General features: G+C 46.2%; 13 protein-coding genes. 8 read left to right on the forward strand and 5 right to left on the reverse strand.

All coding sequences use genetic code 11. The annotated features are described in order from the left end of the window. Window positions 1-142 precede the first annotated feature (142 nt). Window positions 143-2,023: a glucose PTS transporter subunit IIA gene (locus tag PAEAM_RS07295; RefSeq protein WP_036674872.1), complete on the forward strand. Its 1,881-nt coding sequence runs from the start codon at window positions 143-145 to the stop codon at window positions 2,021-2,023. Next, window positions 2,020-3,780: a phosphoenolpyruvate--protein phosphotransferase gene (gene ptsP / locus PAEAM_RS07300; protein ID WP_036674873.1), complete on the forward strand. Its 1,761-nt coding sequence runs from the start codon at window positions 2,020-2,022 to the stop codon at window positions 3,778-3,780. The genes PAEAM_RS07295 and ptsP overlap by 4 nt, the downstream gene beginning before the upstream one ends. A 120-nt stretch (window positions 3,781-3,900) precedes the next feature. Here ptsP and PAEAM_RS07305 read toward each other — a convergent pair whose 3' ends face one another. Then, window positions 3,901-4,425: a type 1 glutamine amidotransferase domain-containing protein gene (locus tag PAEAM_RS07305; RefSeq protein WP_036674874.1), complete on the reverse strand. Its 525-nt coding sequence runs from the start codon at window positions 4,423-4,425 to the stop codon at window positions 3,901-3,903. Between the two features lie 282 nt (window positions 4,426-4,707). Here PAEAM_RS07305 and PAEAM_RS07310 point away from each other — a divergent pair, with 282 nt between their 5' ends. The 4 genes from PAEAM_RS07310 (at window position 4,708) to PAEAM_RS07325 (ending at window position 7,509) form a co-directional block, all read left to right on the forward strand. After that, entirely contained in the window at window positions 4,708-5,115 is a 408-nt protein-coding gene (locus PAEAM_RS07310) for a hypothetical protein (protein ID WP_165789854.1), read from the forward strand. Between the two features lie 122 nt (window positions 5,116-5,237). Then, complete coding sequence (gene ytxJ / locus PAEAM_RS07315) at window positions 5,238-5,585, forward strand: bacillithiol system redox-active protein YtxJ (protein WP_036674876.1); 348 nt, start codon at window positions 5,238-5,240, stop codon at window positions 5,583-5,585. 92 nt (window positions 5,586-5,677) lie between these two features. Beyond that, a complete protein-coding gene (gene ccpA / locus PAEAM_RS07320; RefSeq protein ID WP_036674877.1) occupies window positions 5,678-6,691 on the forward strand; it encodes a catabolite control protein A in 1,014 nt (337 codons plus the stop codon). 122 nt (window positions 6,692-6,813) lie between these two features. Continuing rightward, window positions 6,814-7,509 carry a 5'-methylthioadenosine/adenosylhomocysteine nucleosidase gene (locus PAEAM_RS07325; protein WP_100527101.1) on the forward strand — a complete coding sequence of 232 codons (696 nt, stop codon included), beginning with the start codon at window positions 6,814-6,816 and terminating at the stop codon, window positions 7,507-7,509. A gap of 137 nt (window positions 7,510-7,646) precedes the next feature. On the opposite strand, the gene PAEAM_RS07330 is transcribed toward PAEAM_RS07325, so the two are convergent. Continuing rightward, complete coding sequence (locus tag PAEAM_RS07330; RefSeq protein ID WP_100527102.1) at window positions 7,647-8,279, reverse strand: GNAT family N-acetyltransferase; 633 nt, start codon at window positions 8,277-8,279, stop codon at window positions 7,647-7,649. Between the two features lie 296 nt (window positions 8,280-8,575). Here PAEAM_RS07330 and acsA point away from each other — a divergent pair, with 296 nt between their 5' ends. Beyond that, on the forward strand, window positions 8,576-10,300 hold the full coding sequence (gene acsA / locus PAEAM_RS07335) for an acetate--CoA ligase (protein ID WP_100527103.1): 1,725 nt from the start codon (window positions 8,576-8,578) through the stop codon (window positions 10,298-10,300). Between the two features lie 250 nt (window positions 10,301-10,550). Here acsA and PAEAM_RS07340 read toward each other — a convergent pair whose 3' ends face one another. The 3 genes from PAEAM_RS07340 to rpsD all read right to left on the reverse strand — a co-directional run bounded on the left by PAEAM_RS07340 (window position 10,551) and on the right by rpsD (window position 16,769). Beyond that, complete coding sequence (locus tag PAEAM_RS07340) at window positions 10,551-13,646, reverse strand: transglycosylase domain-containing protein (protein ID WP_100527104.1); 3,096 nt, start codon at window positions 13,644-13,646, stop codon at window positions 10,551-10,553. A gap of 229 nt (window positions 13,647-13,875) precedes the next feature. Next, entirely contained in the window at window positions 13,876-15,981 is a 2,106-nt protein-coding gene (locus PAEAM_RS07345) for a methyl-accepting chemotaxis protein (protein ID WP_100527105.1), read from the reverse strand. A 188-nt stretch (window positions 15,982-16,169) separates the two neighbouring features. Continuing rightward, entirely contained in the window at window positions 16,170-16,769 is a 600-nt protein-coding gene (rpsD, locus tag PAEAM_RS07350; RefSeq protein WP_017687421.1) for a 30S ribosomal protein S4, read from the reverse strand. 465 nt (window positions 16,770-17,234) lie between these two features. Here rpsD and PAEAM_RS07355 point away from each other — a divergent pair, with 465 nt between their 5' ends. Then, a complete protein-coding gene (locus PAEAM_RS07355) occupies window positions 17,235-19,226 on the forward strand; it encodes a sensor domain-containing diguanylate cyclase (RefSeq protein WP_100527106.1) in 1,992 nt (663 codons plus the stop codon). Window positions 19,227-19,318 lie beyond the last annotated feature (92 nt).

Genomic DNA, 19,318 nt, shown 5'->3' on the forward strand with positions numbered 1-19,318 from the left:
TAATTCAGAACCAAGGCCGCATGAAGATGCGGTCTTTTTATTGTTTACTGTACAGCATGAATGCTTAACGAATTGGTTACTGTTTTGCTTTGACAAAACGTTGCGTAAAGCTTACCATCTAGGATAGAAAGGAGAGGTCGCCATGAATTGGCTCGGATCCTTGCAGCAGCTCGGACGAGCGGTAATGCTGCCTACAATGGTCCTGCCCGCCGCCGCAATTTTGCTCAGTGTTGGCAGTCTGCCTTGGGACGCCTGGGGATTGGATATTGTCGGTGAAGTGTCTACCGTGGCCGGACACGGTATTTTTTATTTCTTACCGTATCTGTTCGCTGTCGGTGTAGCACTGGGACTCTCCAACCAGGCCGGACAAGCGGGACTTGCTGCTCTGGCTGGTATCGTGATATATGATCAGGTGACTCGGAACTTCGGGGATGGCACCGTTCAGCCCGCTTCCTTAATCGGAATCATACTCGGCGCGCTTGCCGGTGGGATGCATAATCGGTTTAAAAGCATTAAACTGCCTGAAATTTTACAATTTTTTGGAGGTTCAAGGTTTGTTTTGCTCATTGTCGGACTCTGTTCGGCATTGTTCTCCTGTTTTATGTTATGGCTCGCTCCGATCCTACAGCATGGATTGAACGGCATTGCTACCTGGGAATACAGTCTCGGGGGTTTTGGACTATTCATCTACGGGGTGTTATACAGGGTGCTGGTTGCTTTTGGGCTTCATCACCTGCTTAACAATGTGTTTTGGTTCCAGTTAGGGACGTTTGAAACGCCTGATGGTAACATTGTGCAAGGGGATTTGCCCCGATTTTTTGCAGGTGATCCAACAGCAGGATTCTTTATGGCAGGTTTGTTTCCCATCATGATGTTTGCCATTCCGGCAATAGCCTTTGCTATTATTCAGGAAGCCAGGGAAGATCTGAAACCAAAGATCAAGAAAACTTTTCTGACATCGGCACTCGTTTGTTTTCTAACCGGGGTATCGGAACAGATTGAGTTTGCTTTTTTGTTCGCGGCACCATATCTGTTCATCGTGCATGCAGTGATGTCCGGCGTTGCCATGTGGATTAGTTACTGGCTTGATATCCGGCATGGATTTTCTTACTCCGCAGGTATTATTGATTACATACTCAATTTCCATCTATCGGAGAATGCTTGGAAGCTCATTCCGATTGGCATACTATATGGGCTGGTTTACTACTTTCTGTTCCGATGGGCGATTCGTACGTTCAAGATTCCAACACCAGGACGTGAAGAGGGCTCCATGCTGGAAGATTGGGTAGGTAACATTCCTTATCAGGCACCTTTAATCCTCGAAGCATTGGGTGGGAAGAGTAACATTGTACAGGTTGAAGCATGTATTACACGTCTTCGTCTGACTGTGCATGATGACCGCCTGATCGACACGGGTGCCATGAAGAGTATGGGGTCCGCTGGACTGATCAAGCTGGGTGGCGGTAACGTACAGGTGGTATTCGGGACCTACTCGGAATTGATTCGGGAAGAAATCGCGAAGCTGCTGGAAAGAGATCTGCAACAGGTTCTGTTCTGTGCCCCCGTTCAGGGCAAAATGCTCCCGATTGAAGAGGTGCCGGATCAGATCTTTGCAGCCAAGCTTGTCGGTGATGGTGTAGCCTTTGTCCCGGAAAAGGGAGAGCTGGTCTCACCCGTGTACGGAACGATTATGCACTTGTACCCGACCATGCATGCCTTGGGTATATCTACCCGTGAGGGGCTTGAAGTGTTGCTGCATATCGGCATCGATACCTCTCAGTTGAAAGGCCATTTTGAAGCTTTTGTTCAGGAGGGCGATACGGTGGAGCCGGGGCAGTTGTTGATCAAGTTTGATCTGGCAGTACTCCGCGAGCAAGCGGCGTCACTAACAACACCAATGGTAATTACGAATCCAGATCGTGTAAAATCGTGGAGTTTTGCTCCATTTAAGCAAGTTAAGAAAGGTCAGGCATCCGTTATGTCCGTGGTGCTCTATGACAGGAACGTTGGAGGGGTAGAATGAAGATACAAGGCATCAACGGAGCTGCAGGCATAGCCATCGGCAAAGCATTTGTCCTGCCCAGTTGGGAATGGGATCTGCCGGATCAGAAGATGGATTCGGTGGATCTCGCCCAAGAGTTCGAACGGCTGTATGAGGGCATACGGACATCAAAGGATGAGATCGAATATATCAAAAATGAGTTCAAGGAAGTTGTTGGTCCAGAGGAGTCCAGTATCTTTGATGCACATCTGGCAATCCTGGAAGATCCGGTATTCATGAACGAAATTCGCGGCATTATTGAGCGTCAATATAAGGCAGCAGAAGTGGCGGTCAAAGAAGCCATAGACCATTTTGTCACGATGTTTGATTTGCTGGAAGACGAGTATATGAAGGAGCGGGCCATTGACATCAAGGATGTGGGTAACCGTCTGCTCAAGCATTTGCTCGGTGCACCGGAGATTACACTTCCTTCGGATACCCAGCCGTATGTACTCGTTGCCAAAGAACTGTCGCCATCTCAACTAGCGCATCTGAATCCGACCCATGTGCTAGGGATCGTGACCTTGATTGGTGGGAAAACATCACATTCTGCGATTATGGCTCGTGCCCTTGGCATTCCTCTCGTTTCCGGTCTGGAAGCGAGTCTTGGCATGCCGGTAGAGACAGGGGATATGCTTGTGGTGGATGGTGACAATGGCTTGGTATTTACGGACCCGGATCGCAAGACCATTGAACGGTATACCATGCTTCGCAGCAAGCAACTGAAGAAAAAGGAACAACTTCAAGTCCTTGCTACCGTGGATGCCGTAACCAAAGATGGGGCCGTTTTGCACTTGGCTTCCAATATCAGTTCGGTGAAGGAATTGGACCTTGCTTTGAAACAAGGAGCCAAGGGTGTGGGCTTGTTCCGAACAGAGTTTTTGTATATGGACCGTGCTACGTTCCCGGGTGAGCAAGAACAGTATGAGGTGTACCGTCTTGTGGCAGAGAAAACAGCAGGACAATCTGTTGTTATTCGTACACTGGATATCGGTGGTGACAAACAACTCGATTACTTTGAATTGCCGGAGGAAGACAATCCGTTTCTGGGTTACCGTGCCATTCGGATTAGTCTCGACCGCAAGGATCTGTTCAAAACACAGCTTACAGCCATTCTGCGTGCCAGTGCGGCCGGAAATGTCAAAATTATGTACCCTATGATCTCTTCGGTGGAAGAACTTCAGCAGGCCAATGAGATTCTTCGTGAGGCGATGTCCGATCTGGACGAGCGGGGATTATCATACGACCCTCACATTCAGGTGGGAATTATGATTGAAGTTCCTGCAGCGGTGATGATTGCTGATCTGCTCGCAGAGGAAGCTGATTTCTTCAGCATTGGTACGAACGACCTGGTTCAATATGTACTGGCAGTAGATCGAATGAATGAGCAGATTGCTCACATGTATCACCCCTATCATCCAGCTGTTCTGCGGATGCTTCGTGCGACAGCAGATGCGGCTCATACGGCTGGAATTGATGTCAGTGTGTGCGGAGAGATGGCAGGGGACGAACGTGCTATTCCGCTTTGGTTGGAGCTTGGCATTCGCCACTTGAGTATGTCTCCACAATCCTTGTTACGTGTGAAGCACAGAGTGCTGAACACAACAGCATCGACCGCCAAAGAAGAAGCGCGAAAGTGCTTCGCCTTACGGACCAGCGGAGATATTGAGGAGCGACTACAAGTCTTTAATGACTCCACGGGAAGTCCAGATGAACAAAGTGGTTCGAACGCATCGTAATTAGGGAAACTGGATATAAATACCTTTAAGTTAATATATTTACATTTGTGATAATTATTTGTTGGAGTACTTGTTATATAAAATAACCCCACTGTGCATGAGAGCACAATGGGGTTATTTTTACTTGTCAGCGAGTGCATCACAGAATGCCTTGCCATAAGGGGGAAGGTCAGGCGGACGACGTGCTGAGATGATATGTCCATCAACAACTACGGCTTCATCTTTCCAGATGGCACCTGCATTTTCCATGTCATCCCGAATGCCTGGTGTAGAGGTTACTGTAACTCCGTCCAGAATTTTGGCAGAAATCAGCACCCAGCCCGCATGACAGATCTGTCCAATCGGTTTTCGGTCTGCATTCATTTCCTTTACAAGCTCCAGTACTTTGGGATAACGACGCAGCTTGTCTGGCGCCCAGCCGCCTGGCACGAGAATGCCATCGTAATCTGAACTATCGAGTTCATCGAAACTGTATTCGGCTTCAGCAGGCACACCATATTTGCCAATATAGGTTTTTCCTTTTTTCTCTCCAGCAAGATGCACTTCTGCACCTTCTTCACGAACCCGATGCACAGGGTACCACAATTCCAAATCCTCGAATTCTTCATCGACCAGAGCGATGACTTTTTTACCGGTTAATCTCATGTCCATCTCTCCTTTTTGCGTTGATTAGGTCTGTTGCGTCTTTAATTGTAACAGATTCTCCAAGGGACTTCATGGAAGTGCATATTCAGTTTGGAGGAAGCGATTACAAGTCAGTAACTGCCTGCATTCGACAACCTTCATCTGGAGGGAGTGGTAATTTGTGCAACCTTTCGTTTATAGCAGGATTTGAGCCGAAATAGGTCGAATGGTACTTATATAGAGTATAGAACGAATGAGGTGATGGTGGTGCGCAAGTCGTGCAGATGTGGACATGTAATGGAGTTGGAATTAAGAACAGTGGTGTACGCCAAAAAAGTGGAGATTCGAAACGTACCCGTATTTGCGTGTACAGACTGTGTATCATATGAAGTGCTTCCGCCGGTCAAGCCGGACTTAACAGAATGCATTAACACATTGGGTGAACAGCCCGTGAAGCAAGACGTATCTTTTGGTGAACGTAATGAACTGGCAGACCTGTTTCATGAGTTACTGCTGGCCTGGCCGGATGCGACCGATCGGGAGATGGAACATCGTATGCAGCAAGCAGTGGAGGAGCGTATCAATCTGCTGCTGGACATTATGGGTTACGCAACGAAGTCTGGTGATGCAGCGTGGATTGAGACCACGGAGCGTAGATTAAGTCAATTATCCGGATTTGTGTGGCAGGAGTACTTCTCAAATGCTGTCTAATTTTGACGTGTAAAATGCTTGTTTTCATGAAAATTGGCTTTTTCGCGCACTTTTTGTTAAGATATCGAAGAGTGAAAACGCTCAACATAGCGGTATTCCTGGTAAAGGGGGATGTATATCTAATGGCTGACATGACTAAAATGACAAGTATTGAACAGCTAAACTCCGCAGTGGAGGCTACCAAGGATCAACCCTTGCTTCTGTTTAAGCATAGCACGCGCTGTCCGATCAGCTCGAACGCTTATCAGGAGATGAACGATTATTTGCTTAACAATGCCAATGAACAAGTGAAATATGGCATTATCTATGTTGTGGAAGATCGCCCGGTATCCAATGAAGCAGCAGACAAGCTGGGTGTTAAGCACGAATCTCCACAGGCGATCCTGATTAAAAAGGGAATTCCTGTATGGCATACTTCCCATTCAGATATTACTAGAACCACACTTACGAATGTTTTGAGTGAGTCCTAAAGCCTATTTTAATTGATTAATGCAAAAATTTGTCGTAATATAAATCTTAATGAAAATGGTATGAAAATTTACTGGTAATGGAGAGAAGTACTGTGACGGTAACCATTTATGATGTGGCACGTGAAGCTGGAGTGTCTATGGCAACGGTATCACGGGTAGTTAATAATAACCCTAATGTCAAACCGCAAACGCGGAAAAAAGTATATGAAGCCATCGAGCGGTTGGGATATCGTCCGAATGCGGTAGCCAGAGGTCTGGCAAGCAAGAAGACAACCACGGTCGGGGTTGTTATTCCGGATATTTCGAACTCAACCTTCGCGGAGATTGCCCGCGGAATTGAAGATATTGCGAATATGTATCACTACAATATTATTTTGTGTAATGCAGATAAGAAGAAAGAAAAAGAAATTCGTGTTATCAACACGTTGCTCGAAAAACAAGTAGACGGACTGCTCTTCATGGGCGGAACAGTAACGGACGAACACATTCAGGCGTTCCAGTCTGCGGCTGTGCCGATTGTACTTTGTGCAACAAGTGATGAGAAGGGCACATTCCCTTCGGTGGATATTGACCATGAGTCGGCTGCGTTTGATGCGGTAAACACTCTGATTCGTCATGGACACAAGGAAATTGCGATGATCAGTGGTACACTGCAAGATCCGGCGAATGGATATGCCCGTTTCCAAGGATACAAAAAAGCACTGGAAGCAGCGGGGATTGAATACCAGGAGGATCTTGTTCGAATCGGTAACTATCGATATGAATCCGGTGTGGAAGCAATGAAATATTTCCTTGGACTCAAGAAAAAACCATCAGCTATCTTTGCTGCTACAGATGAAATGGCCATTGGTGCCATTCACAGCATTCAGGATGACGGTCTGAAAGTACCGGATGACTTCTCCATTATTAGTGTGGATAACATCCGTATGGCTTCCATGGTGCGTCCTCAGTTGACAACAGTGGCTCAGCCAATGTACGACCTTGGCGCAGTAGCGATGCGTTTGCTGACCAAGTTGATGAAGAAAGAAAATGTGGAGAACCCACGGGTTATTTTGCCGCATGAAACGATTCTTCGTCTGTCTGTAAGTCATGCAGATGTAGTTTAATCGGGAATATATACAGTAAGGGAGAAGTCATTATTCTCTCTACATAGTGGATATGCGAAAGCTCCGGAGACGGAGCTTTTGTGCTGAATTAGTTTAAAAATGAAAACAGGGGGTATCAGAAGATGAGTGAAACGATTGGTATTATCGGAGCGATGGATGAGGAAGTCGAGCTTTTGCTGGCAGGTATGAAGCAGCTTGAGACGGTCAAACAAACCGGCATTACATACGTTGCGGGCGAGTGGCTGGGCAAGCAAATTGTCGTGTGCAAATCCGGCGTAGGCAAAGTAAATGCAGCGGTTACAACGCAGATCTTGATTGATCGTTTTCAAGTTAATCGCATTATCTTTACAGGTGTTGCGGGTGCAGTTAACCCCGATCTGAACATCGGAGATATGGTTATATCGTCTGTATGTGTTCAGCACGACATGGATGTAACGCCACTGGGGTTCGCACGCGGGGTTATTCCTTACCAGGAGACATCTGCATTCCCTGCCGAGGCTTCGCTTATTACACTGGCTGAAGAAGCGTGTAAAGCACAGGGAGCCAATTACCTGATCGGTAAAGTGTTATCTGGAGACCAATTTATTGCGAACAAAGATACGGTTAACATGTTATATAATGAAATGGACGGTGCTTGTGCCGAGATGGAAGGGGCAGCAGTTGCTCAGGTCTGTTACATGAATCGTGTACCATTTGTTGTCCTGCGTGGGATGTCAGATAAAGCGGATGGTTCGGCGCATGTTAACTTTGCTGAATTTACCGTGGAATCTTCGCAGCGTTCACATCGTATTGTGGAGCATATGTTAGAAAATATGTAATGACATAAGCTTATATTGCAATACCCATCCGAAATCCATGAAAAACCGCCCTTCGATTAGCTGTTCCATGAAGTATGGAGCAACGCTGTGAGAGGCGGTTTTTGTTATGTATATCGTTTTTCGAACAGATCATTGAATTAGTACATGAACCGATGGCGGAAGCGTACACGATCAAACTGTTCTTCCGATGTGATGGGCACCTGACTTCCGATACGTACCATCAAACAGTTCGCAGGATGTGAACAGATTTCGGGGTCGTCTGTTGCATACCAGGTCATGTCGATCGTTTCCATCAGCCTCTCCATCATTTTGCGATAATCCCATACGTTTAGTCCGCTGCCCTTCAGATCCCAATGCCAATAATATTCTGTGGTGAAAATAATGTAGTTCTCCATGTATTTATCTTCCAGAGCGGTAAGTAACATCTCACGTCCAATGCCAAGCGAGCGATAGTTGTCCGCAACCTCGATTGCCCCAAGCTCAATCAGATCAGTCATATTGCCCTCGGACCAGCGTTCACAATCATCCGCATAGTGAAAGGTTACATAGCCAATAATGGTTTCATTTTCGTGTGCAATGATAATTCGCCCTTCAGGCAATGCTGCGATCTCGGCCAGAGCTTCCTGTTGCTCCGTTGGGCGCCGAAAGGCATCCAGATCTGGATGGAAGGCAAGACGGGTTATCTCCTCGGCTTGCACGGGACCTTCAATTGTAATTCGGTGGCCGGACTTGAAGATGGAACGCATATGATGTTCTTTGATATGTTCCATGGTTCGTACTCCTCTCTCTCCTACTTATAGAGGTTGTTCCAAAAAGAACGCTATAGCAAAAATCCAAAAAATTGAAAAGCCATAGACGACAATTGAAAAGATTTGCTATAATTGCGTAGACAAAAAATGTTCACAATTCAATACAGTATAGTTAACATCTGTTTGGCCGAGCAAGTACATGATGAGAAGTTCTCTCTACTAATGTAAGCGCTAACTGGAAGTTCAGTCAACACAAAGGCAATGAGAAGTGACCCCTAACGGGAATCGAAATGTCGAGTTGAAGGAGGCTGGCAAGCATGAGTCAAGCACATGGTGAGATGCTGCAAACGGTTGTGTCTGAATCTAATCTGGGCGATTACACGGAGGCGAGAAGCCGGTTCGATTGGGAATCGGTGGAAAGGCACTTTACGTGGCACGCCAGCGGAAAAGTAAACATGGCGCATGAAGCGATTGATCGTCATGTACTGGAAGGAAGGGGCGGGAAAACCGCTTTATTGTATAGCGATGCTTCACGTGAAGAGTCCTATACTTTTGCTGATCTGAGTGAACAGTCGAATCGGTTCGGGAACGTTCTCCGCAAATATGGCATAGCCAAAGGGGAACGAGTGTTTATTTTTATGCCTCGAAGTCCTGAGCTGTATTTTAGTCTCCTGGGTATATTGAAAGCTGGAGCCATCGCGGGCCCGTTGTTCGAAGCTTTTATGGAAACGGCTGTGAAGGATCGGCTGGAGGATAGCGGAGCAGTAGCGCTCGTCACCACTCCGGAATTGCTAAAACGCATCAAACGTTCCGAATTGCCCGAGCTCAAACATATATTTATTGTGGGTGGGGGCGCGCAGACTGAGGAAGGACTCATCGATTTTGATGCAGAGATGTCTGCCGCTTCGGATGAGATGGAAGTAGAGTGGCTGAATCGTGAGGATGGTTTGCTTATTCATTATACCTCAGGTTCTACGGGTAAACCCAAAGGGGTGTACCATGTTCAAAATGCCATGATTCAGCACTATTATACAGGTAAGGTTGTCTTGGATTTACGCGAGGATGATGTATACTGGTGCACTGCTGACCCTGGTTGGGTGACAGGCACCTCTTACGGTATCTTTGCTCCATGGCTCAACGGAGTGACCAATGTGATACGGGGTGGTCGTTTCAGTCCTCAAGATTGGTACAGCACTATCCAGAAGAACAAAGTCACGATCTGGTACAGTGCACCAACGGCCTTTCGTATGCTGATGGGAGCGGGAGAAGAGACCATTGCCCAGCATGATCTGAGCAGTCTGCGTCATGTCATGTCTGTTGGTGAACCGCTCAATCCGGAGGTTGTTCGTTGGGGATGGAAAGCCTATGGTCAGCGGATTCATGATACATGGTGGATGACGGAAACAGGTGCACAGCTGATCTGTAACTATCCCGGAATGCCGATTAAACCTGGCTCCATGGGACGTCCGTTGCCTGGAATCGATGCAGCGATTATTGATGATCGCGGGCAGGAATTACCGCCGTACAGTATGGGTAATCTGGCCATACGGACACCTTGGCCATCCATGATGGCGAAGATCTGGAATAACCCTGTGAAATACGAGGAGTATTTCAGGCTTACGGGTTGGTATGTATCCGGTGACTCCGCTTATATGGATGAAGAAGGATATTTCTGGTTCCAGGGACGTATTGATGATGTGATTAATTCGTCAGGCGAGCGTATTGGCCCCTTTGAGGTCGAGAGCAAGCTCGTGGAGCATCCTGCGGTAGCAGAGGCGGGTGTAATCGGTAAGCCGGATGTGACACGTGGGGAGATCATCAAGGCCTTTGTGGCGCTTCGTGAAGGATATGAGGCGACACCGGAGCTGAAAGAAGAGATCTATCGTTTTGTCAAAGAGGGCCTGTCTGCCCACGCTGCTCCGCGTGAGATTGAGTTTAAGGATAAACTGCCCAAGACACGTTCCGGCAAGATCATGCGCCGTGTCCTGAAAGCCTGGGAGCTTGATCTGCCAACAGGAGATCTATCCACCATTGAAGACTAACGCGACAATGCTAGGATCATCAATGTGGTGCTATCGATACCGATACATTGAGTAGTGGGGAGAAGTTAATACTCTACGAAGCCAAATACAGTGACTCTAGCCATTTAAAAAAATGGATTGTAAAAGCCTGCTTTATGCCAATGGCATGAAGCAGGCTTTTTTAGCTGCTGCCTGCTGCACATGCAAATAAAAAGCCACACTCTCAGATATGGTCTGAGAATGCGGCTTGTTTTGGATCGCTATGCCTGAATCAGGGTTGAAAATGTAGGGCTGCAGAAGGCTCGGATTCACCCGCACTGTTGCTGGCAGATACCTTGAACCATCCACTGGTCGATGCGGGTACTCCATAATCCATGGTATTTCCCGCTGTTGTTCCAATTTTGGTGTAAGGAGCTGAGCCTGTTTCACTGTAATATACAGTATAACTATCTGCGTTTGGACTGGCCGCCCATTGAATACGCAGTCCTTGAGTGAGGGCAGATACGCTGACTTGACCAGGTGTGCCTGGGGCTGTCGTTGTTGTATTATCGGTCTGCGTTTCTCCCGGCGTAACGACTGTACCAGGAACTTCAATCGGTTCATCAATCTCTTCTTCCACAGGGGGAGCTACACCAGCACTATTTACTGTAGCGCTAGGAGCAGATTCTCTGCCGGCAACATCCACTGCCGTTACATAGAAGGCGAAGTTACCGCCTTGCGCTGCATATGCAGAGAATGATCTGGATTCACCAGTCAGGACAACCTGGCCCTGGTTCTGGAATCCTCCACCGTTTACAGAACGGTACAAACGATAACCCACGACATCATTTTCAGGTGTGGCATTAAATGTAATGACAGCTCTGTCACCTGAGGTTGAGATGCGTACGTTTCCTGGTGCATCAGGAGCTTTGCCGTTATCTGTCCTTGGATCAATCTGTGTTGGCATGTCTGCACCAGCATCTTCAGGAAGATAATAAGCAAGTGACTCATGTCGACTCATACGTGAGAATGCATTTTGCAATTCTTTGATGAGATCCGAGATTGGTTTTTTACGCTTGATTACTGTTTTTTCCTTCAACATGTCCGAAGGTGTTCCGTCACGCGGAATATAGTTTACACCATTATAAGTAATGTACTTGGCTTTGGCTACACCGTCATCGCTATCCTTCGGAACAAACTTGCTGTTGAAAATATCCGTAACAAATTTGTCAGTCATGGATGTTGGCAACTTGCCACTGTATGCCGACACCGTGCGCGTTTCGATGCCAGATGGTTTTTTGAATGAATCCGTTACGAACAGATCTTTTTGCGTATCGATCACTTCGTTCAGGATTTTCGACCACAGTTGCTGCGCACGTTTTCTCTGTGATTTACTTTCCAGCGTATTCACCGGCTGTTTGTATCCAACCCACACGCCAAGTGTGACATCTGGTGTATAACCTTCAAACCACACATCTGCGTAGTTTTGAGTGGAACCTGTTTTACCTACGATTGGCACACTCTTGGAATATTTGTAATTTTCACGTACTTTATCTGCCGTTCCTTCTGTAATAACGGTCCGCAGCATATCGGTCATCAGGTATGCTGTCTGCTCCGAGAAGGCTTGGACAGGTTCAGTATCGTGTTTATAGACGATGTTTCCTTTGGAATCTACAATTTTGCTAATCATGTAAGAATCGTTATATACACCCTTATTGGCGATAGCACCATAGGCACTGGTTAATTCTTCAACCGTTACACCGTATTGGAGACCTCCGAGAACACCAGTCTGAGCCTGATAGTCTTCCTTCTGAATGGTGGTAATCCCCAGTTTCTTGGCGAAGGTCCAAGCCTTCTCGATCCCCACTTCTTCATTAAACAACTTCAGAGCTGGTATATTAAGAGAATAATTCAGTGCTCTGCGGGCAGTGACTAGTCCCTGATACCGGTTGTTGGCATTCTTGGCAATGTGGTATCCGCTCGGACCATTTTTGAGAATGATCGGTGAGTCATCAATAATTGAAGCTGGCTGAACAAGACCTTCATCTAGCGCAGGAAGATAAGCGGCTATAGGTTTCATCGTTGAACCTGGCTGGCGTATCATCTGCGTTGCGTAGTTCATCTGTTCATCCTGGAAATCCCGACCCTCAATCATCCCCAGAATTGCACCGGTTTTGTGATTAATCAGCATAGCAGCAGTTTGTTCTTTTCCTTTGACAGGATCATCTGCTGAGAAATTGCTGTCATCTTCCGCAATGGTACGCATCGTTTTGTAGATGCTTTTGTTGATGGTCGTGTATATACGATATCCACCTGTCCGCAGTTGCGTCTGAGCTTCCTCTAATAATGCACTGCTTTCCTTCTGAGGTGTGGCTGCATCCGTAGCTTTGTCTGCAGATTCAGCTGTGTCGGAATTCAACTGTTTCATCAAAATCTGTGCAGCTTGTCGTTCCGTTTCCATCATAAGATATGGATAAGTGTTGTAAGCCTTGATGGTCTTCGGAGCGAGTGCGCTTTTGATATCAAAAGCAAGAGCTTTGTCATACTCGGACTGATTGATTTTGCCCAGTTCAAGCATACGGCGCAGTACCAGATGTTGACGGTTGATTGCGCGGTCAAAATTCTCCTCTACAAAATCACCTTTACCGTTAAAAGCGGAGTAAGAGGAGGGGAGTTGTGGCAATCCAGCAAGATAAGCAGCTTGAGCGATGTTGATTTTTTCTAGATCGTTAATATTGAACAATCCTTTGGCGGCTGCTTTGATTCCGTAAACGTTGTATCCGCTGGAACCATTACCAAAAGGAACTTTGTTCAGATAGGCAGTCATGATCTCATCTTTGGTCAGGAAACGTTCGAGTCGGAGTGAGAGCAAAATTTCTTTCACTTTCCGATCTTCCGTGCGATCCAGATTCAAAAACACACGACGCGCCAATTGCTGAGTCAGTGTACTACCGCCGGTTTGTACTGATTCTTTCAGCACTTTCTGTTTCACGGCACGCAGTGTTCCGCTCATGTCTACACCTTTATGTTCGTAAAAATGATTGTCTTCAATCGAAATGACAGCATCAATAACCTTCTGTGGGATCTGGTCCGTAGTGACCGGACGCCTGTCTTCTTCCGTACGTAATTGACCGATCGGACTGCCGTCGGCAAAGTAAGCAAAGCCTGTGATGGAGTTTTCGCTGACTTTTTGTTCAATCAGGGCCCTTGAACGGACAGGCTCGTCTTTCACAATGGAACTGACGTATCCCATCAAAGCACCGCCTACAAATAGTGCCCCCATAAATCCAAGGACAACCATCCATTTGACGAAACTTCCCAGTCTGCGGGCAAAGCTGCGTTTGCGTACAGGCTGTTCATCGGGCTTTTTCTTATTAACATCAACCATTCAGTGTCTTCCTCCTTTTAACAGCACTTATTATAGCATAAAAAGGCGGGTTTGCATGCCTGAGAAATACAAGTAATGGTCGAAATTTGCCATTCTGCCATGCATTATGCTATATATCATGCGATATTGAAGCACATTTCATGAGTTGTAAGCCATAATAAGCAGGCCACCTCCATGCTGAGGTGCATAGGGTGGCCTGAATGATGTGTCGTAATGGAGGTCTTCTACATTAGGTTTTGAATCGTTGAATCAGCTCTAATAGTTCCTGGGTAAGATTAGCCAGTGAGGCAGATGCCGCCGTAATCTCTTCCATGGATGCGAGTTGTTCTTCAGAGGCAGAGGCGACACGAGTTGCGTGATCTGCTGTCTCATGACCAATGGTTTTGAGTTGCACTAACGTGGCATCAACCTGTTGTGATCCAGCTGACATCTGCTGCGCAATGGCTGAGACATGCTCAATCTGCTCATTAACATCTGAAATCTGTGATGAAATCGAGAGGAATAGTTCACCACTCTCATTAATCACTTCCGCTATATGGCTCACCTCGGCATTTCCATGTTCCATATTTTCAACGAGAGAAAGGACCTCTTGCTGAACGCTATGAATTAACGCTGCAATCTGCGCTGCTGATACTCTGGATTGTTCAGCCAGATTACGAATCTCGGAAGCAACAACACCGAACCCGCGCCCGTGTTCACCTGCTCGCGATGCTTCAATGGAAGCATTAAGTGCAAGTAGGTTGGTTTGACGGCTAACTTCCGTGATCATGCTTGTAATATGGCCAATCTCTTCCGAACGTTGGCGGAAATTCTCCAGTGCGGTCATCGACGTCTGCACAGAAGAAGTGGCACTATCGACCATACGCATAGCGGACTGAATCTTATCAGTTCCGATGGTTGTTCGTTCGGCCACAGTTCGCGATGAATCGGATACATCGGAGGCGGCCTTTGCAATTCTTCCGATCCCTGCAGATATTTCATTCATGGAACGGGAGGACTCTTGCAGCTCCTGCACCTGTTTACCTGCTTTATCTGCAAGTTCGACTCCTGTTAATGCAATCAGTTCGGCTGCTTTACCTGTTTCTTCGGCACCTGCGGTCAACTGTTGAGAGGTGGAGCCGACAGATAAAGCATGTTCGGATATAACCGATATGGTATGACGCAGGGTATCCATCATCTGATTCATATGACCCGCCATGATGCCAAATTCATCTTTGGATCGTACAGGTAACTTTTGTGTCAAATCTCCGCCAGCCAGCTGTCCAGCGACGATATTAACTTGATTCAACTGTCTAACAATGGAGACGATGGTGTAGGTAACCACACCTGCAAGCAGAAGTACTGCCAGTACGGCAATCAGTATGGACCAGTTCAAGCTGTCATAAAAGGGTTGAAGGATATGGCTCTTTGGCAGCGCCGATACAAGGTACCAGTTTGAATCTGTTCCTTGTAACCTGGCAGGCTCGGCAATAAATAGTTCTTCCCCTACTTCAGGGTCTGTAGCGTAAAACTGAGACTCGCCAGACTGTATACGCTGAATGACTGTCTTCATTTCAGATGGAATTACGGCTCCTTCATTAGCCAGTTCCGGTTTGGAGCCGTGTGCAGCAATCTGTCCTTCACTAGTAATAAGCATGGCATAACCCTGATCCGGATTAAGTGATGCTATGTTTTGCTGAAAACGATCAATGGTAAAGTCGGCCCCAACAATGCCTAGAAAATTTTTGTTTTCATCTAATAGAGGGAGGACAATCGAAACGAGCAGTGTTTCTTTTCCGCCAACCGTGTAGGTAACAGGTTCGGACCAATAGATGGATTTGGTTTTCTTTGGCTGCTGATAGTAAGTACTAGTTTCACCGCTTCCCTCATAAGTAGGCATAGGCTCAAAATGCAGGGAGTTGCCATCACGTATAACGTATGGAACGAATCGACCCGTAGCATCATCATATTCTTTTTTGTTGATGTGCTCCGCATCGTTTCCATCAAAGGCATTTGGTTCCCAGCCCGTATAAAAGCCAAAAACTTTCTCGTCCTTCTTCAGATATTGTTCAAGGAGTCTGACGACTTCTTCACGGTTGAGTGATCCGTTCTGAGCTGCATCCAATAACGTGGTACTCATGGTGTCCAACGTGTTTTTCACCTGATTAATGTCAGTCATAAACTCATTCGTAGCCCGGTTTGCTGCCTGTCCAGCAACGGTTTCGCCGTACTGGAGGCTTTTGTCGTAAATGGATTTGGTATTAAATGCAATCAGGGCTCCAATACAACAGAGTAATACGATCCCGAGTAAAAGTCCAAGCTTAACAGCGAGCTTGCGATTGCGAAAAAAATGCATGTTTTAATCCCCCTCGATGTCATTCTTGTGATGTATATATGGATGTGTGCTTCTCCTGAAGGGAGTCTATATTTTATATCGTTATTTACGTTCCTATAATGAAGATAATTAAAAAAAAGCATAGAAAAACAGCTGTCGAGAAAATCTCGACAGCTGTTTGGGTTGAAACTTTAATGTGATTGCAACGATTAACGGTTGTAGAACTCGACGATTTGTTTTTCATCGATGTCTTGGGACAATTCAGCACGCTCAGGCAAGCGGATGAATTTACCTTCTACAGCTGCTTCGTTGTATTCAACGTATGCTGGAAGATGCGAACGGCCTTCCAAAGCTTCTTTAATGGAAGAAAGAGCGCGGCTCTTCTCACGCAAGCCGATTACATCGCCAGTGCTTACTTGGTAAGAAGCGATATCGACTTTTTTACCGTTTACAGTTACGTGACCGTGTGCTACCAACTGACGCGCTCCAGCGCGGGAGTTAGCAAACCCAAGGCGGTAAACGAGGTTGTCAAGGCGGCACTCAAGCAAGAACATGAAGTTCTCACCGGCAATACCTTGCATTTTTTGAGCTTTAGAGAACAGTGTGCGGAATTGCTTCTCGCCCAAACCGTACATGTGGCGCAATTTTTGTTTTTCTTGCAATTGCATACCGTAGTTGCTGATTTTTCTGCGTTGGTTAGCTCCGTGCTGACCTGGAGGGAAAGGACGTTTCAATTCTTTGCCTGTTCCGCTAAGGGAAATGCCGAGGCGACGGCTCAATTTAAATTTAGGACCAGTGTAACGTGCCATGTTTAAAGTAGCTCCTTTTTAGTTAAAGTTCATATTAGGGCTCTGTTTGCGCTCCAATTTGTTGATGCGGGCTTGGCCACGCATAGAACGATCAGGAAAGTTCAGCCGCTGTCCTGAAAGCAACAAAAAGAATGAGGGTGACACAACCGGTAATGCCCAAATTTAAAGACCCATTAGTAGTCTTCATCAACAATTTATATTACAGTTTAAGAGAAACAAAGTCAAGCGCAGAATAAAAGCAAAAAAACGTCTAAATTTGTCGATAGGTCATTGGGCCTAAAATAATGGGACAATTTTCTGAAATATGGATGCAAAAATGGTTTAAACAGAGTAAAATAGATTGTATCTTAACTTTAAATCATCTTTATGTAACAAGGTTATCGCAACGAATTTGCAGGTTTGCGATAACGTCTGCAGATTAATGCATCCTGGTGGATGCAAAAACGGTGCAAAGGAGCGCCTGACATGTTAGAACATCTAAGAAGTTTACCTGCCAGCTTGAATTCACGAAGTTCGGGCGATTCCGCATCTTTTGCCGCTCCTCGTTCTCATGAAGAGCATGTGTTGTGGATGCAAAAAATGGATATCACACCTTTTGATTTTTCATATTTGGGCAGCTTGCTAGAGCAGGCATATAATGACTGGAACTCCAGAGTGGGTTCAAGGCTGGGCAGACCATCAACCTTTTACAGCGTGTGGAACACGGAAGGTGATTGCATAGGATTCGATAGCGATCATGAAGCTGATCCGGGCGTAAATGCACGCAGGCTGGTATTGGAATGTTTGGATAAGAGACAGGCCCTGTCCCTTAAAGGGACAAGCGAACACGGAGAATATCTTATAATAACACATCCCTTATTCTCCAGAACTAACAAGGATATGTTTGCCGTATTCACCGCTGTGATCTATGAATCCAATGGATATGAAACGTCTGAAGCTGTGGTTCAATCTGAGGCATTGCATTATCACACCTGCTTTTACCGAAGATTCGAATACATATTTATGACGGACCTGTTACATGCTCATGAACAAACAGCTCGTGAGGAACACCGGAGGTCCATCCTCTTTCAGATTGTTCAGCGAATGCATGACAAAATGGATGTCGAGGCCATATTGGATGAGGTATTTGACAGTATGGATTACTTGTACCCGGCCACTTATATCAAATTGTATATGTCTCAGGATCAGAGCAACTCTGATCCACGGATTAAACCGTTGCTTGTCCACGAGCGAGGAGAAGATATTTGTGTGCGTTCATTTATGGAAGGTAAGCTGATCGTTGCTCGCTCACATGATGCAGAGAACCGCATTGTAGATGTAGGGATTCCGCTGAAAGGCAAACAAGGCATATACGGTGTGTTCCATATCGAAATGAATGAAGAGATTATGGAAGAATCGGACTTGCAATTGATTACGATGATGGTAGACACTGCAGGAACGGCCTTTGAGAACGCCAAGTTGCATGAACAATCCAATATGTTAATTCAGGAACTTCGTTTAATTAATGATCTTACACAGCGGCTGAACAAGAGTCTGCATCTTTCGGAGATTTATCAACTATCCGAACAAGAGTTAAAGGAAATATTCCAGGCTGAAACGTGTTGCATTCTTCAACTCAATGACAGTACAAATGACTTCGAAGTCATGTCATCTAACGTGAAAGATGTTTTTCACCAATCCTTTTCTGTAGACTACGGTATCGCAGGTTTGGTCTATCGAACAGAGGAACCGCTTATTATAGCCAATTATGCGCAATTTGATAAAGTGTCCTCCTTTTTCATGGAAGATACTGGATCCATGTCACTGATTGCATCACCGATCAGAGTCAATGGTGAAGTGAAGGGTGCCATTTTGCTGGGACACAGTAGAGAGCACTACTTTTCATATGATAACTATAGGCTCTTGCAGATGTTATCTATTCATATCGGGCTTGCCCTGTCAAATGCCACACTGCATGCCGAGGTTCGGCGCTTGGCTAATCTGGATATGTTGACAGGCCTGTACGTGAGGCATTATCTGGACAGTGTGATTCACGAGCGACAGGCTCATGAATTCTGTGGCTCCCTCATTGTGGTGGATATTGATCAGTTCAAACAGGTGAATGACACATTCGGACACCAGACGGGGGATCAAGTATTGAAGCAAGTGAGTGAGATCGTCACCAGCTCTGTTCGCTTGGAGGATGTCTGCGCCAGATGGGGTGGAGAAGAACTGGCGATCTATATGCCACAGGTGAGTGTAAGGCAGGCGTTAGATTATGCGGAAGTGATTCGAAAGAGAGTCGCAGAAGAGACCAGACCGCCTGTTACGGTATCCAGTGGCATCGCAGAGTGGAGTTGGATGGATGAAAAGGTCAGTGTAGAGTCCTTGTTTTATCGGGCTGATATGGCTTTGTACAGCGCCAAGAATGGTGGTCGGAACAGAATCGTTGTAGAGGAACAGGAAGTAACACGTTAAGAGAGAACAATTCCAATTGCGGAGTCGTTCTCTTTTTTTTGTGCATCGCAGATCAAGATGTGTATAGAAGAAGTATAAGCGTATACGGGCGG

Origin of the sequence: Paenibacillus sp. GM1FR (assembly GCF_002803315.1) — a bacterium.
In the GTDB taxonomy this organism is placed as follows: Bacteria; Bacillota; Bacilli; order Paenibacillales; family Paenibacillaceae; genus Paenibacillus; species Paenibacillus amylolyticus.

Bases quoted from the DNA above. Each gene is read 5' to 3' on its own strand.
- PAEAM_RS07295 (WP_036674872.1), top strand. From the start codon at position 143: ATGAATTGGCTCGGATCCTTGCAGCAGCTCGGACGAGCGGTAATGCTG.
- PAEAM_RS07345 (WP_100527105.1), bottom strand. From the start codon at position 15,981: ATGCATTTTTTTCGCAATCGCAAGCTCGCTGTTAAGCTTGGACTTTTA.
- ptsP (WP_036674873.1), top strand. From the start codon at position 2,020: ATGAAGATACAAGGCATCAACGGAGCTGCAGGCATAGCCATCGGCAAA.
- PAEAM_RS07325 (WP_100527101.1), top strand. From the start codon at position 6,814: ATGAGTGAAACGATTGGTATTATCGGAGCGATGGATGAGGAAGTCGAG.
- PAEAM_RS07305 (WP_036674874.1), bottom strand. From the start codon at position 4,425: ATGAGATTAACCGGTAAAAAAGTCATCGCTCTGGTCGATGAAGAATTC.
- PAEAM_RS07340 (WP_100527104.1), bottom strand. From the start codon at position 13,646: ATGGTTGATGTTAATAAGAAAAAGCCCGATGAACAGCCTGTACGCAAA.
- acsA (WP_100527103.1), top strand. From the start codon at position 8,576: ATGAGTCAAGCACATGGTGAGATGCTGCAAACGGTTGTGTCTGAATCT.
- PAEAM_RS07330 (WP_100527102.1), bottom strand. From the start codon at position 8,279: ATGGAACATATCAAAGAACATCATATGCGTTCCATCTTCAAGTCCGGC.
- PAEAM_RS07355 (WP_100527106.1), top strand. From the start codon at position 17,235: ATGTTAGAACATCTAAGAAGTTTACCTGCCAGCTTGAATTCACGAAGT.
- ytxJ (WP_036674876.1), top strand. From the start codon at position 5,238: ATGGCTGACATGACTAAAATGACAAGTATTGAACAGCTAAACTCCGCA.
- rpsD (WP_017687421.1), bottom strand. From the start codon at position 16,769: ATGGCACGTTACACTGGTCCTAAATTTAAATTGAGCCGTCGCCTCGGC.